A 15,252-nucleotide genomic window follows, 5' to 3' on the forward strand; every position below is an offset into this window, starting at 1 on the left:
ATTTTTCATCGAATCTTTTCGAAAAATCGTTTCGATCGAGGCCCCATGCGCTTTTCTTTCATTCTTTTCCTTTTCTCCGCCCCTCTCTTCGCCGGCTCGCAGGCCTGCGCGCGCCCAGCCAAAGTCGGCGATGTCGTCAATCTGCGCTCCGGCCCGGGCCTGAATTTCACGCCCCTTCTCGCCATTCCAGCTCTCGCTGTCGTCGAGGTCGGCCCGTGCCGCTCCGCCTGGTGCCGTGTTTCGTACGCAGGCTCCGACGGATATGTGGCGAGAGAAGCGCTCGCCTATATCGCGGCGCGGCCCGTGGAGACGCCGATCCTGCCGCCGCTCGGCGCCTATGTATGGCGCCGCGACATTCCGCCGCTCTATGATCCTTATGTCTCCGCCGGCCCCTGGTACACGGGCCCATGGGAATATGAAGGAACGAGCGCCGTGCAATGGCGCTACGGCTTTCCTGGCGGACATGTGCCTTGGTATCGCAATGCGATCTGGCGGCCGGGCTTCGGCTGGTTCTGACTCGAAGACTTTCATCACTGCGAATGCGCCGTTTCGCCGGTCGAATTTTCGCGCGCGCCTTACGCTTCATGTTGCGACAAATAAGCGCGCGTCTCGTTTTTTGACGTTCGCGCGCTGCGGCGCCCTCGTTCGAAAGTCCCAGAATTCCGCGGAAAATAACCCCTGTTTTTCATTCGCCTGTGACATTTGTGCGCAGCGCGGGACGCGAGCCGCTTTTCTTGATCGATGTCAAATCGCATCGCCGCGCGAGCGATAGACTCTCCCTCGTGATCAAAGACGAAAGACATGCGGCGCGACGCGAAGCGCCGCTCGCCTTCCCGCCAGTCTGCGAGGATCCCTCCCATGGCGCCGACCGACGTTCCTACAAAATCCGTCACTCTTCCCGAAGCCACGTTGACGCTGCTATTCATCGCTTTCGCCGCACTGACGGGCTTCGTCGCATCGCGCGCGCATACGCCCGCCTATGCGTTCCACGCCGCATTGTTCGCGGCAGGTTCGACCGTCGCAGTGTTCGCGCTGTTGAAGCGCTTCGAGCTGCGCGAGGCGGAGCCGCCGCCGCGCCTCGTCGACGGACGCCCGAATTACAATTACGGGCCGATCCGCTTTTGCGCGCTCGCCGCATTGTTCTGGGGCGTCGCCGGTTTCGCCGTCGGGCTCTATATCGCGCTGGAGCTCGCATTCCCGGCCTTCAATCTCGATCTGCCCTGGATCAATTTCGGTCGTCTGCGTCCACTGCACACATCGGCGGTGATCTTCGCCTTCGGCGGCAATGTGCTGCTCGCCACCTCCTTCTATGTCGTGCAGCGCACCTGCCGCACGCGCCTCGCCGGCGATCTCGCGCCCTGGTTCGTCGTGCTCGGCTATAATTTCTTCATCCTCATCGCCGGCACCGGCTATTTGCTCGGCGTCACCCGCGGGCACGAATACGCCGAGCCCGAATGGTATGCGATCCTCTGGCTCGTCGTGGTCTGGGTCGTCTATCTCATCGTCTTCCTCGCGACATTGGCCAAGCGCGAGGAGCCGCACATCTATGTCGCCAATTGGTTCTATCTCGCCTTCATCGTGACGGTCGCCGTTCTCGTGCTCGGCAACAACACCGAGATCCCGATCTCGATCTTCTCGCCGAAATCGGTGATCGTCTGGTCCGGCGTGCAGGATGCGATGATCCAATGGTGGTATGGCCATAACGCCGTCGGCTTCTTCCTGACCGCGGGCTTTCTCGGCATAATGTATTATTTCGTGCCCAAGCGCGCCGAGCGGCCGATCTACTCCTATCGCCTGTCCATCGTTCATTTCTGGGCGCTGATCTTCCTCTACATCTGGGCCGGTCCGCATCATCTGCACTACACCGCACTGCCCGATTGGGCGCAGACGCTCGGCATGACCTTCTCCATCATGCTGTGGATGCCCTCCTGGGGCGGCATGATCAACGGCCTCATGACATTGTCCGGCGCCTGGGACCGCCTGCGCACCGATCCTGTGCTGCGCATGCTCGTCGTCTCCGTCGCCTTCTACGGAATGTCGACCTTCGAAGGCCCGCTGATGTCGGTGAAGGCGGTGAATGCGCTGTCACATTACACCGATTGGGGCATAGGCCATGTGCATTCGGGAAGTCTGGGCTGGGTCGGCTTCGTCTCCTTCGGCGCGCTCTACTGCCTCATTCCCTGGGTGTTCGGCCGCAAGCTCTATTCGCTGAAGCTCGTCGACTGGCACTTCTGGATCGCGACGATCGGCATCGTCTTCTACATCTCCGCCATGTGGGTGGCGGGCATCATGCAAGGACTGATGTGGCGCGCCTATACGCCGCAGGGATTCCTGGAATATTCCTTCATCGAGACCACCGATGCGCTGCATCCGGAATATGTGATCCGCGCGGCGGGCGGCGGCCTCTTCCTCATCGGCGCGCTGATCATGGTCTACAACATCTACAAGACGCTTCGCTCGCCCGCTCCGAATCGCGCGACCGAATTCGCGCCCTTTCCGCAGCCTGCGCAATAAGAGGAGGGCAAGATGTCCGACATTGCGCGCAATGCGCCCACCGGCGGCTTGCAGAAGCGGCTCGAGACCAATTCGATCCTGCTGCTGCTCGCCATACTGCTGCTCGTCTCGATCGGCGGAATCATCGAGATCGTGCCGCTCTTCTATCTCCACAACACGATCGAGAAGGTCGAAGGCGTGCGTCCCTATTCGCCGCTCGAGCTTTCCGGCTACAATATCTATGTGCGCGAAGGCTGCTACACCTGCCATTCGCAGATGATCCGCCCGCTGCGCGACGAGGTGGAGCGCTACGGCCATTATTCGCTCGCCGCCGAGAGCATGTACGACCATCCGTTCCAATGGGGCTCGAAGCGCAACGGCCCCGATCTCGCGCGCGTCGGCGGCCGCTATTCCAATGATTGGCACCGCGACCATTTGCGCGATCCGCGCTCCGTCGTCCCCACATCGATCATGCCGGGCTATCCCTTCCTCGCGCAGACGCCGCTCGACGCTGCGCATATCGTGGAGCAGATGAAAACGCTGCGTCTCGTCGGCGTGCCCTACACGGATGCGCAGATCGACAACGCCAAGGCCGATCTCTCGGCGCAGAGCGCGCCGGACGATCCGGGCGCCGAGGCGCTGCGCCGCCGCTATCCGAACGCGATCGTCAACGACATCGCGAGCAAAAGCGGCGTCAGCGAGGAGGATGCGCTGATCGCCTATCTGCAGCATCTCGGCGTCTCGGTGAATTTCAAGCTCTATGACGACAAGGCGGCGGTGAATGTGAGGTGACGTCATGACCACTTACGAATCATGGCGCGAATTCGCGGCGAATTCGGGCCTTCTCTTCTTCATTCTGCTGTTCGCCGGAGCCACGACCTATGCGCTGTGGCCATCCAATCGCGAAAAATTCCGCCGGGCGGCCGAGACGCCATTGCGAGAGGATTGAAGATATGTCGACGCGAGAAGCTCCGAGCGACGCGGTCCGCATCGATCCGCACACCAAGACAAAGACCACCGGCCATGAATGGGATGGCATAGAAGAGCTCGACACGCCGCTGCCGCGCTGGTGGGTCGTCACCTTCTATGCGACGATCCTATGGTCGATCGGCTATTTTTTGGCCTATCCGGCGCTGCCGACGCTCTCTGGCGGAACGCAAGGCCTCATCGGCTGGCATTCGCGCGCATCGGTCGCCCGCGACATGGAGCAGCTGACAGAGATTCGCGGCCCGGTGCTGGAGCGGCTCGCCAATGCGCCGCTCGAGGAGATAGAGGCGCGGCCGCAATTGCTGAGCGCCGTGCGCGCACTGGGCGCGGCCGCCTTCGCCAATAATTGCGCCGGCTGCCACGGCGCCGGCGCGCAGGGCGCGAAGGGCTATCCCAATCTCAACGACGATGATTGGCTGTGGGGCGGCAAGCTCTCCGACATTCGCCGCACCATAGAGCATGGCGTGCGCTGGGACGCCGACAAGGACACGCGCACCGAGACCATGCCGGCCTTCGGCCGCGACGGAATGCTCGACGCCGAGCAGATTTCGCTCGTCGCCGATCAAGTGCGCGCTATGGCCGCGCTCCCCGGCGGCAGAGCGACCGCGCAAGGCGCGAAGCTCTATGACGACAATTGCTCCGTCTGCCATGGCGTCGGCGGCAAGGGCAATCACGACATGGGCGCGCCAAATCTGACCGACGCTCTCTGGCTGTTCGGCTCGGACAAGGACACCATCGTCGGCCGCATCGCGAATGGCGGCGGCGGCGTAATGCCGGCGTGGGGCGATCGCCTCGACGAGCCGACGATCAAGGCGCTCGCCATTTATGTGCATACGCTCGGCGGCGGCGAGTGAGCGGGAGCGGGAGCGGGAGCGGGAGCGGGAAAATGACGACGAGCGCCGATATGGGCAAAGCGAAGAGCGGTTCGCTCTATGCGCCGCGCAAAGCGATCTATCCCAGGCGAGTCGAGGGACAATTCCGCCGCATCAAATGGGGGCTGCTCGCCTTCACTCTGGCGGTCTACTATCTCCTGCCCTTCCTGCGCTGGGATCGCGGCCCGAATGCGCCTGCCCAAGCGGTGCTCGTCGATTTCCCGCATCGACGCTTCTATTTCTTCTTCATCGAGATCTGGCCGCAGGAGGTCTATTACCTCACCGGCCTGCTGATCCTCGCCGCGCTCATTCTGTTCCTGATGAATGCGCTCGCCGGGCGCGTGTGGTGCGGCTATCTCTGTCCACAAACGGTGTGGACCGATCTCTATCTCGCCGCCGAACGCTGGATCGAGGGCGACGCGCGCGAGCGCGCCCGCAAGGACGCCGGTCCGCGCACGGCAAAAATCTGGCGCGAGAAGATCGCCAAACATGCGCTGTGGCTCGCCATCGCCTGGTGGACCGGCGGCGCCTGGGTGCTCTATTTCGCCGATGCGCCGACGCTGGTCTATGAGCTCGCGACCTTCCAGCCGGGAATCTCCGAGGCCTATGTCTGGATCGGCATTCTCGCTTTCACCACCTATATGCTCGCCGGCCATATGCGCGAGCAGGTGTGCCTCTACATGTGCCCCTGGCCGCGCATACAGGCCGCGCTCACCGACGAATATGCGCTGAATGTCACCTATCGCTATGATCGCGGCGACCCGCGCATGTCGCTGAAGCAGGCGAGCGCGCTGCGCTCCGCCGGCGCGCCGGCGGGCGATTGCGTCGATTGCGGTCAATGCGTCGCCGTCTGCCCCACGGGCGTCGATATTCGTAATGGCGCCTCGCTCGGCTGCGTGCAATGTGGCTTGTGCATAGACGCCTGCGACGCGGTGATGGCGAAGATCGGTCGCTCGGCGCGGCTCATCGCTTATGACACACAGATGAATTGCGAGCGCCGCCACAGGGGCGAGGCGCCGATCTACAAGCCGCTGCGCGCCCGCACCATCGTCTATGCGGCGCTGATAGTGGCGATCGGCGGGCTCATGTCGGCGAAGCTCGCGACGCGCGACGACGCGCGCCTCTCCGTGCTGCATGACCGCAATCCGCTCGCCGTCGCTCTCGCCGACGGCGGCGTTCGCAACGCCTATACGATCCGCTTCGCCAATATGAACGCCGAGCCACGCCGCTTCCTGCTGGAAATGAGCGGGATCGACGACGCCGAGCTCGAGATCGTCGGCGTCGAGCCGGACGCCGAAGGCCGCATGATCGTCGGCGTCGGTCCGGATCAGACGCGCGAGGCGCGCGCGCTCGTCACGCTGCGCGGCGGCCGCAAGGCCAAGGGACAGACGCCGATTCTCTTCACCTCCAAGGATGTGGAGAGCGGAGCGTCGGTCGCGATGAGAGACGTTTTCGTGATACCGTGAGGAGAAGACCATGTCGCAGACCCATCTGATGCGCGCGGCGCCGCAGCGCCGCCTCGGCGGCGCGGAAGTTCTCGCGCTGCTCATCTTCTTCTTCGGCGCCGTCGCCGCGGTGAATGGCGTGATGATCTACGCCGCCGTCACCACTTTCCGCGGCGAGGAGATCGGCCGCGCCTATGAGAAAGGCCTCGCCTACAATCTCGACATCGCCGGCGCGCGCGAGCAGAGCGCGCGCGACTGGAAGGTGGAGGCGACCATTCTCGGCCGCGGCGCATGGGAGAGCCTCGTCTCCGTCACGCTGCGCGATCGCAGTGGCGCGCTGACCGGGCTGAAGCTCACCGCCGAAGTTCGCGCGCCGGTCGACGGACGCAAGGATGTGGCCGTCGTTCTCGTCGAGGCTGCGCCCGGCCGCTACGAGGCGCCGCTGGCCATCGAATCCGGCTGGCGCGATCTCGTGCTGATCGCCTCGCGCGACGGCCGCGAAATGTTCCGCTCCAAGAGCCGCATCCGCATCGATTGAGTTTTCGCAATGACGATGGACGTCGATTTTTCCGCGCTCGCGACGCAGGGTCCAGATGGCGCGCGCCGCCTCGAATTGGCGCTGGACGGCATGACCTGCGCCGCTTGCATCTTCGAGATAGAGGCGGCGCTGAAGCGCGTTCCACACCTCGCCGCGGCGCGGGTGAATTACGCCGACCGGCGCCTCTCGCTCGAATGGACGGCGCCGACCTTCGATTTCGGTCTCGTGACGGAACGCCTACGGCGCATGGGCTATCGCGCGCGGCCCTTCGAGCGCGAGAGCGGTGAGCGCGAGGAGCGCGAGACGTCGCGGCGGCTTCTGCGCTGTCTCGCCGTCGCCGGTTTCGCCAGCGTCAATGTGATGCTGCTCTCCGAGGCTGTCTGGCTCGGCGGCGACATGGACACGGTGACGCGCGATTTCTTTCACGGCGTCTCCGCGCTCATCGCTCTGCCGGCGGCCGCTTTCGCCGGCCAGCCCTTCTTCACCAGCGCCTTCGCGGCGCTGCGCGCGCGCCGCCTGAATATAGATGTGCCGATCTCGCTCGGCGTGCTGCTGTCGCTCGCAATGTCGGTCTATGAGACGCTTACCCACGCGCCGCACGCCTATTTCGACTCGGCGACGATGCTGCTCGCCTTTCTGCTGCTCGCGCGTTATCTCGATCACGCCATGCGCCGCAAGACGCGCGCGGTCGCCGCCAATCTCGCGGCGCTGCGCGCGCCCGTCGCCTGCCGCCTCGACACGGATGGCGCGAAATCCTTTGTTCCGCTCGCCGCGCTCGCGCCGGGCGATCGCGTGCTGGCGCGGCCGGGCGAGCGCATCCCGGCGGATGGCGTCGTCGTCTGCGGCCAAGCGAGTCTCGACGAGAGCGTCGTCACCGGCGAAACGCAGCGCCGCGCCGTGACGGCGGGCGATAGCGTCTATGCCGGCGCCATGAATTTCGACGGCGCGCTGACGATGAGAGTCGAAGCCGCGGCCGGCGGCTCGCTCATCGATGAGATCGAGCGCCTCTTGGACAAAGCGACGGCTGCGCGCTCGCGCTATATGCGTCTCGCCGATCGCGTCTCGCGACTCTATGCGCCGCTGGTGCATATCGCCGCTTTGGCCACGGCGCTCGCCTGGCTCGCGGCCGGCGCCTCGCTGCATGATGCGCTGGTGACGGCGATCGCCGTGCTCGTCGTCACCTGCCCCTGCGCGCTGGCGCTGGCCGTTCCCGCTGTTCAAGTGGCGGCGAGCGGCGCACTGTTTCGCGCCGGCGTGCTGCTCAATTCGGCGGATGCGCTGGAGCGCCTCGCCGAGATCGACACAGTGGTTTTCGACAAGACCGGCACGCTGACGACGCCGGAGCCGCGCGTCGCCAATGCACGGGAGATCGAGCCTTCCTTGCTCGAGCTCGCCGCGCGTCTCGCCCATTCGAGCCGTCATCCGCTCGCACGCGCGGTGGCGCGCGAATATCCGCGCGCCGCGACGCTCGATGGCGCGCGCGAGGAACAAGGCGCGGGCGTCGTCGCGATCGTCGACGGAGTCGAGGCGCGTCTCGGCGATCCGCGCTTTTGTGGGCTCGAGCGCGACTGCGCCGCCGCTGCGCGCGAGGAGGCCTCCATCATCGCCTTCCGCCATGGCGAGCGCACGGCGGCGCTCGTCGTGCGGCAGACATTGCGCGCGGATGCGCGCGAAACGATCGAAGCGCTCGCGGCCCGCGGCTTGCGCGTCATCCTTTTGTCCGGCGATCGCGTGGCGCCGGTGGAGGCTACGGCGCGCGCGCTTCACATCGCGGAGTGGCGCGGCGCTATGAAGCCGGCGGACAAGGTGGGGCGTCTCGAGGCGCTGCGCGCGCAGGGGCGCAAAATCCTCATGATCGGCGATGGAATCAACGACGCGCCGGCGCTCGCCGCCGCTCATGTGTCGCTGTCGCCGATCGACGCCACGGAGATCGCGCAAGCGGCGGCCGATGCGGTCTTTCTCGGCGACGGCCTCGCGCCCATCGTTACGACGATCGACGCCGCGCGACAGGCGCATACGCTGATGCGCCAGAATCTCGCGCTCTCGCTTCTCTACAACGCCATCGCCGCGCCATTGGCCATGGCGGGAATGCTGACGCCGCTCATCGCCGCCGTCGCAATGTCGAGCTCCTCGCTCGTCGTCACGCTCAACGCGCTGCGCGCCGGCGGCGAGACGAAGCGGGAGCCGTCGATGCAGCCCGCGCAGCAGAGAGAGGCCGCCGCATGACTGTCCTGCTGTTTCTCGTTCCGCTGGCGCTACTGCTCGGCGCGCTCGGCCTCATGGCCTTCGTCTGGTCGCTGAATGCGGGTCAATATGAGGATCTCGAAGGCGCCGCCGCACGCGCGCTCTCGGACGACGACCTCGAGGACACGCAGACATGAGTCTCGAATTCGATCCGCCGATCGCGCGTCCGAGCGAGACGCTGTGCCTCTGCCCGCGCAAGAGCGGGCCAATAGGCGACGGCGTTGCGGATGCGGCCATGACACGACGGCTCGCGCTCGGTTTCGGCCTCGCCGTGCTGGCGCAAGCGCTGGCGCTTTCACAACTGCCGGAGGCCGCGCGGCTCATCGCGCCCAGCGCCGACCGCATCGGCTGGCCGCTGGCGCTGCTGCTCGTCGGCGCGGCGCTGGCGTCTTTTCCGGCGGCGCTGCTCGTCGACGGCTTCGGCCGCAGCGGCGCCTTCGCGCTCGGCGCCAGCCTCGGGGTCGCGGGCGGCGCGCTCGGCGCATTCGCCATGACGCGCGGACATTTTCCGGCGCTCTGCCTCGCCGCGCTGTGGCTCGGCCTGGCGCAGGGCTTCGGCCTCTTCTATCGCCATGTCGCAGCCTTCGGCTCGGGCGGCGGCGTGGGCGTGCTGGCTGGCGGCGCGCTGGCGGCGTTGGGCGCGCCGCTCGTCGTCTTTCTGTCCGAGCTCGCGGGAGGCGGAGCGGCGACATTGCTCTGCGCGGCGCTGCTCCAGGTCGCGGCCCTCGCTCTGGCGGTGCGTCTGCCGCATGGTTTCGCGGAGGTTAACGAAGACGCCGGGCGATGCGATGAAGCAGAGAAAAGCGCTCTGTCATCCGCTCGCCCTTCCGCCCTCGGCTCGCGTTTCGCTCTGCTGACGATCGCCTGCGCCGCGGCTTGGGCGATCATGGCGGCGGCCATGTTGCGGGGTCCGCTGTCGCTCTCCCTGTGCGGAGCCGCGCAGAGCTTCGTCGGCGGGGCGATGGCCTGGCATCTCCTCGCCATGTATGGCCCGGCCGCGCTGGCGGCGCGCTGGCCCGCTTGCTTCCCGCCATTGCCGAGCCTTTGCGCCGGGCTCGTCCTGCTCGCGGCGGCTTTCGCCCTGCTCCGCCTGTCGGCCTCGCCCGCGCTGCTGGCGGCGGGCATGGCGGCGATCGGCGCGTCCTGGTCGCTCGCCAACATAGGCGCGCTGCGTCTGCTGCATGAGAGAGGCCCGGTCTCCCGCCCCGCGCTGGCGCTGCACGACCTCTGCCTGCTGGGCGCGGCGGCGGCCGGCGCATTGGCCTTCTGACCTGATTTCGCCGCAAGATTTTCGCAATCTGCCGGAAACGGCGTAGACTCTCCCTTCGGGCGAGGCTGCGCGCCCGAGCGCTCGCGCGCTAAATGCCCCGCGAGGAATCGAAAATGACATTCTGGCGCAAGAGAAACAGCGACGGCCGGACCGACGCCTCGCCGACGCTGGAGCGGCTGGTGCGGCGTTCTTTGACGGCGCTCGCCGTCGAACGTCTGTCGCGCATCGCCGCCGGGCTCGCCACTCTCCTTCTCTTCTTCCTCGCGGTCTCCTTCTCTGGCCTCTGGCTGGAGATCGGCGCGACAGGCCGCGCGCTCGGCGTCGGCGCCTTCGCCGTGGCCGCGCTGTGGATCGTCGGACGCGGCCTCGTCGCCGGGACGCCGCGGCGGCGCGAGGCTCTGGCCCGGCTCGACGCTTCCGCGGGCGCGCATCGCCCGGCCGCCTCGCTTGAGGACACGCTCTCCGGGGACGCCCCCGATTCCGCGACGAGCGCGCTCTGGGCGCTGCATCGCAGCCGGCTCGAGCGAAAGCTGGCGACGATAGAGGTCGCGCCGCCGGACCCGGGCCTGCCGCGGCGCGATCCCTTCGCCTTGCGCGCCGCCGCGCTGGTCGCCGCCGTCGCCGCCGCCTTCGTCGCCGGACCGGATCGCACGGCCCGGCTGCTCTCCGCCTTCGATTGGGAGAGCGGCGCCGGCGCCGCCTCGGGCGCCAGGGTCGACGCCTGGTTCGATCCGCCGGCCTATACCGGGCGACCGCCCATCGTGCTGCCGCAGCGCGCCGAGGGGCCCTGGGCGCAGGTTTCGGTTCCGGTGAACGCCACGCTGGTCGTGCACAGTTTTGGCGCGCGCGGCGCCGCGGCGGCGAGCGGCGGACTCGCGCCGATCGAGGGCGGCAAGCAGCGACAGGCGAGCGGCGAGACCGAGGAGCGCTTCAAGCTCACCGGCGACGCCGCGATCGCGCTGCGCGGCGCCGGCGAGTTCCGCATTCAGGCGATCCCCGACCGGGCGCCGACGATCGAAATCACCCAGCCGCCGCGCAACAACGCCCGGGGCACCATGACGCTCGGCTTCCGCACCGACGATGATTACGGCGTCGTCTCGGCGGAGGCGGTCGCGGCTCTGCCCGCCGCCGCCCATCCGAGCCGCTCGCTCTATCCGCCGCCGCGGCTCGCTCTGCCCGCGCCGCCGACGCGCGGCGGCCTCGGCGAGACCAAGGCGACGCTGGACTTCTCCGATCACCCCTGGGCCGGCGCGCGCGTCGCGCTGACCCTCGTCGCCCATGACGAGGGCGGCAATGACGGTCACTCCGCGCCGCTGGACGTCACTCTGCCGGAGCGCCGCTTCGCCAAGCCGCTGGCGCGCGCGCTCGCCGAGCAGCGCCGCAATCTGGCGCTCGATCCCGATCATCACGCCCGCGTGCTGACGGCGGTCGGCGCGCTGTCGCTGGGCTCGGCGTTGTTCGAGACGCCCTCCTCCGTCTTTCTGGGCCTCAGCGCGGCGAAGGGGCGGCTGGAGACGGCGCGCGACGACGCCGATCTGCGCGAGGTCGCCGATCTGATCTGGGCCATGGCGCTCTCGCTCGAGGAGGGCGACGTCTCGCAGGCCGAGCGCGATCTGCGCGCGGCGCAAAAGGATCTGCGCGAGGCCTTGGCGCGCGGCGCCAGCGAGGAAGAAATCGCGAAGCTGACGCAGGACATGCGCGCCGCGCTGGAGAATTTCCTGAACGGCCTCGGCCAGAAGAACGGCAAGAACGCCGAGCGCTCCGCGCCGGAGCGCGGCGACCAGCGCGTGCTGACGGAAGACGATCTGCAATCCATGCTGAGCGAGATCGAGAAGGCCGAGCGCGCCGGCGATTTCGCGGAGGCGCAAAGGCTGCTCGACGATCTGCAGGACGTGCTCGAGAATCTGCGCCCGGCGCAGGCCGGCCGCGCCGACCCCCGCGCGCGGGAAATGTCGCGCGCGCTGGAGGAGATCGACAAACTGACGCGCGAGGAGCAGCAATTGCGCGACGAGACCAATCGCGGCCAACAATCCGGCGGCCAGCAATCCGGCGGCGAGCCGCGGCGCGGCGGCAAGGGCCAGTCCTCCGCCTCCGACGAAACGCGCGCGCGGCAGAAATCGCTGCGCGACCGGCTGGAGCGCGAGCAGGACCGGCTGCGCCGCTCCGGCGAGGCCTCGCCCGATCTCGCCGACGCCGACAAGGCGATGAAGGAAGCGGAGAAGGCGCTCGGCCCCGGCGGCGAGGGAACAGGCCGCGCGGTGGACGCGCAGGGCCGCGCGCTACAAGCGCTGCGACGCGGCGCGGACCAGCTCGCCTCGCGCATGCAGGGCGAAGGCGAAGAGGGCGAGGGCCAATCCGGCCGCGCCGGCCGCCGCGCCGGAATGCGCCCCGGCGAGGGCGCCGACCCGCTCGGCCGCCCGACGGGACGCCAGCGCGGCCAGGAGGCCGGCGCCCGCTACGATCCACTCGGCCTGCCTCCCGCCGTGCGCGCCCGCCGCGTGCAAGAGGAGCTGCGCCGCCGCCTCGGCCAGCCCGAGCGCCCGGCCGAGGAGCTGGATTATTTCGAGCGGCTGCTGCGGCGATGACGGGTTTGCGCCTCGCACCGTCGGCTCTCGGATGGCATGCGGCCCGTGTCTCGCGATAGGGAGATGAGGATCGCCCCGTCCTGCCTCGGTTTTTGAATTTCCACGACCCGCCGGCAGCCGACCGGGCTGGCGCCGTTGCAGATAAGTCACAGTGTTCGATTTTTATTCGCTTACGCCACGCACCCGCCGGTTAGCGCCACGTTTCGGCTTGTTACTACGTACGTTAATCGCTATTTCCGATCGTCTAGATACACTTATCGGAAATGGGCGTCGGGTCGATGAAATTCAGGCGTTGGTTGTTCTCTTGTGCGTCATTGGCTCCCTATTCGCTGCTCGGCGGCGCGTTGTTGGTCGGACCGTTCCCGAACGCTCCGGCGTTCGCGCAGGACGCGCAGATCGAGGACGTGATCGTGCGGGGCGACGAAGCCGGTGCGCGCCGCGAAGCGCAGGCGCAGAAAGCGCCGCGCGCCATCAAGGTCATCACGTCGGACACGATCGAGGAGCAGCAGCTCCAGACCCTCGACGACTTCGCCTTGAAGATCTCCAATTACAGGCCGAACACCAGCACCGCGCAATGGTCCTTCGCGTCGATCCGCGGCGTCGGCGCCGGCTCGAACACCGGGGTCGGCGCGCATTCCGCGACCGGATTCGTGCTCGACAATGTGTTCTGGCAAGCGCCGGGCTTCCAGTGGATGAACTTCACCGGCATATCTTCGTTCGAAGTCGCCTATGGCCCCCAGGGCACGGCGGGCGGCAAGAACACGACGATGGGCAGTGTCGTCGTCCACTCGCAGGTTCCATCCTTCGCGCGCAAGGCGACACTCGAGACATCCTATGGAAGTTATGGACGCACGACCGAAAAGGTGAACGTCACCGGCCCGATCATCGAGGACGCGCTCGCCTATCGCGTGACCGCCTACTTCGACCGGGACAACGGGTTCATTCACGACCAAATCACCGGCGCGGGCTACGGTAACTTCGATCGTTGGGGCGTGCGCGGCCAATTACTCTTCGTCGGGGACGAGATAAGCGACCGCCTCATCTTCAGCTACGCTAGCTCGAACGAGTACCGGAACTATTTTCGCAGCGCCATTCCGATCGGCAATTCGAGCCTCATCTATGCGAATGGCACGGTTCCGGCGACCAGCTACGCTCAGAACTTCGCGAGCAGGCTCGGTCGGCCCGTTCTCACCTTCGATCCATACAAGCCGTACATGGCGCGCGAAGGCACCGATCCCCAACGCAATTACACCGTCTCGAACGAGCTGAACGTAGGCATAGGCGACTATCTGCTGACGTCGATATCGGCCTATGGTTTCGAGCGAGGCCTCGAGCGAGGCTTTTCCGATGGCAACCAATTGGCCGCCATTCGCAGTGGCTCCATGGATACATATGCCGGCCAGGGCTCGCAGGAGTTGCGCTTCTCCTCGCCGAAGGGGCAGCCATTCGAGTGGCAAGTCGGGCTCTACGGTTTCGCGGAAGACGTGCTGAGCCAGATGCATCATGTCCAATTCGGCGCCGACGCGACCAAATGGTACAGCCTCCCGGCGGCTCTCCCCGGCGTCACGGACTGGTGGCACGTCAAAGCGACCTCGCACCAGGCAGCCGGATACGCCAACGCCACCTATCATATAGACGAGCAGGCGGCGATCACCTTCGGCATAAGGGATTCCTGGGAGCGGAGGGGCGGGTCCGCGAGTCACCGGCCGTCGCTGTATTACGGCGCCCAATATTCGGCTTTCCAGCAGGAGCAGGCGATCATCGCTTCCGGCGGCTGGGGGTGGTCCGACACCGGCCATCAGGCGAAATACCGCAACATGCTCACCGCGCTCGTCAACCCGGAATACAAATACAACGACAATATCACTCTGTTCGGTCTCGTCGGCCGCGGAGAGAAAGCCTCGGCGGTCAACATAACGGGCACAGGTCCAATCTATGTGAAACGCGACGGAGTCTACTACCTCGTGGATCATGCTCCGCTTCTCGGCAATAAACCCGAGGTGTCGTGGGATTATGAGCTGGGCGTGAAGACGAACTGGCTGGATGAGCGCCTGTTTCTCAACCTGACCGCCTATTGGACCGACCTGTATAATTTTCAGGTCGTTCAAAGCAAGACGAGCTACGACACCAATGGCGCGCCGATCTCCGTCAGCAATGTCGGCAACGCCGAGCAGGCGAGAATGCGCGGCGTCGAATTCGATGGACGATGGAGCCCCATCGAGAAACTATGGATCACTTTTTCTGGCTCGCTGTCGGACGCGCGCTGGGTCAAATATACGCAAGCGCCCGCGCCGAGCGACTGGGCTTGGTCGACGCCTGCGAATGCGCCCGCCGGCTTCGTCAAAGCGCCGCAGTATATGTCGCTGTCCAACACGCGCTGGACGAATCTTCCGAGATGGGCGTTCAGGGCCGGAGCCAATTACGAGCAGCCTCTCGGAGCGGTGTTCAGCGGCTCGGGATTGGGGCCGTGGGCCGAGCAACCGATCAGCGCGTTCGGCTATTTCAACGTCGCCTACACGGATAAGGTTCAGCTGACAAATCCGTGGTCGGTAGTGCAATATTGGAACCGGCCCTATGTCGACCTCAGCGTCGGCGCCGGCTTGAAGACCAGCGACAACCGCTACAGGCTGACATTCTGGGGTAAGAACCTCTTCAATGTGGTGCCTTTCATGTCTTGGTCGCCCGGCAGCGGAAGCACGCCCACCTCTGTCACCCTCGGCATGCCGCCGGTCACCTATGGCGGCACGTTGAGCGTGGTGCTCGACTGAGCGCGCTTTCGCCGCGAGCGGGGGACAGTATGGCGCGACCTCTTGGTGAG

12 protein-coding genes are annotated in these 15,252 nt (G+C 66.4%); all 12 read left to right on the top strand.

All coding sequences use genetic code 11. The features are described 5' to 3' along the window. Window positions 1-45: 45 nt before the first annotated feature. The 12 genes from IY145_RS06715 to IY145_RS06770 all read left to right on the top strand — a co-directional run bounded on the left by IY145_RS06715 (window position 46) and on the right by IY145_RS06770 (window position 15,202). Entirely contained in the window at window positions 46-516 is a 471-nt protein-coding gene (locus IY145_RS06715) for an SH3 domain-containing protein (protein WP_196407490.1), read from the top strand. A 342-nt stretch (window positions 517-858) separates the two neighbouring features. Then, window positions 859-2,514, top strand: a complete 1,656-nt coding sequence (gene ccoN / locus IY145_RS06720; protein ID WP_196407491.1) for a cytochrome-c oxidase, cbb3-type subunit I — start codon at window positions 859-861, stop codon at window positions 2,512-2,514. 12 nt (window positions 2,515-2,526) lie between these two features. Next, entirely contained in the window at window positions 2,527-3,285 is a 759-nt protein-coding gene (gene ccoO, locus IY145_RS06725; RefSeq protein ID WP_196407492.1) for a cytochrome-c oxidase, cbb3-type subunit II, read from the top strand. Window positions 3,286-3,289: 4 nt separating this feature from the next. Then, window positions 3,290-3,442, top strand: coding sequence for a cbb3-type cytochrome c oxidase subunit 3 (locus IY145_RS06730; RefSeq protein ID WP_196407493.1), 153 nt, complete (start codon window positions 3,290-3,292; stop codon window positions 3,440-3,442). 4 nt (window positions 3,443-3,446) lie between these two features. Then, the gene (gene ccoP, locus IY145_RS06735) at window positions 3,447-4,334 is read left to right on the top strand and encodes a cytochrome-c oxidase, cbb3-type subunit III (RefSeq protein ID WP_196407494.1); all 888 of its coding nucleotides are present in this window, start codon (window positions 3,447-3,449) and stop codon (window positions 4,332-4,334) included. 32 nt (window positions 4,335-4,366) lie between these two features. Further along, complete coding sequence (gene ccoG, locus IY145_RS06740) at window positions 4,367-5,818, top strand: cytochrome c oxidase accessory protein CcoG (protein ID WP_196407495.1); 1,452 nt, start codon at window positions 4,367-4,369, stop codon at window positions 5,816-5,818. A gap of 10 nt (window positions 5,819-5,828) precedes the next feature. Then, the gene (locus IY145_RS06745) at window positions 5,829-6,335 is read left to right on the top strand and encodes a FixH family protein (protein WP_196407496.1); all 507 of its coding nucleotides are present in this window, start codon (window positions 5,829-5,831) and stop codon (window positions 6,333-6,335) included. 9 nt (window positions 6,336-6,344) lie between these two features. Then, window positions 6,345-8,561, top strand: coding sequence for a heavy metal translocating P-type ATPase (locus tag IY145_RS06750; protein WP_196407497.1), 2,217 nt, complete (start codon window positions 6,345-6,347; stop codon window positions 8,559-8,561). Beyond that, window positions 8,558-8,716 carry a cbb3-type cytochrome oxidase assembly protein CcoS gene (gene ccoS / locus IY145_RS06755; RefSeq protein WP_196407498.1) on the top strand — a complete coding sequence of 53 codons (159 nt, stop codon included), beginning with the start codon at window positions 8,558-8,560 and terminating at the stop codon, window positions 8,714-8,716. The genes IY145_RS06750 and ccoS overlap by 4 nt, the downstream gene beginning before the upstream one ends. Further along, a complete protein-coding gene (locus IY145_RS06760) occupies window positions 8,713-9,849 on the top strand; it encodes a hypothetical protein (protein ID WP_196407499.1) in 1,137 nt (378 codons plus the stop codon). Before ccoS ends, IY145_RS06760 begins: the two co-directional genes overlap by 4 nt. Window positions 9,850-9,962: 113 nt before the next feature. Beyond that, complete coding sequence (locus IY145_RS06765) at window positions 9,963-12,434, top strand: TIGR02302 family protein (RefSeq protein ID WP_196407500.1); 2,472 nt, start codon at window positions 9,963-9,965, stop codon at window positions 12,432-12,434. Between the two features lie 278 nt (window positions 12,435-12,712). Next, entirely contained in the window at window positions 12,713-15,202 is a 2,490-nt protein-coding gene (locus tag IY145_RS06770) for a TonB-dependent receptor (protein WP_196407501.1), read from the top strand. The last annotated feature ends 50 nt before the right edge of the window (window positions 15,203-15,252 follow it).

The organism is Methylosinus sp. H3A, assembly GCF_015709455.1.
In the GTDB taxonomy this organism is placed as follows: Bacteria; Pseudomonadota; Alphaproteobacteria; order Rhizobiales; family Beijerinckiaceae; genus Methylosinus.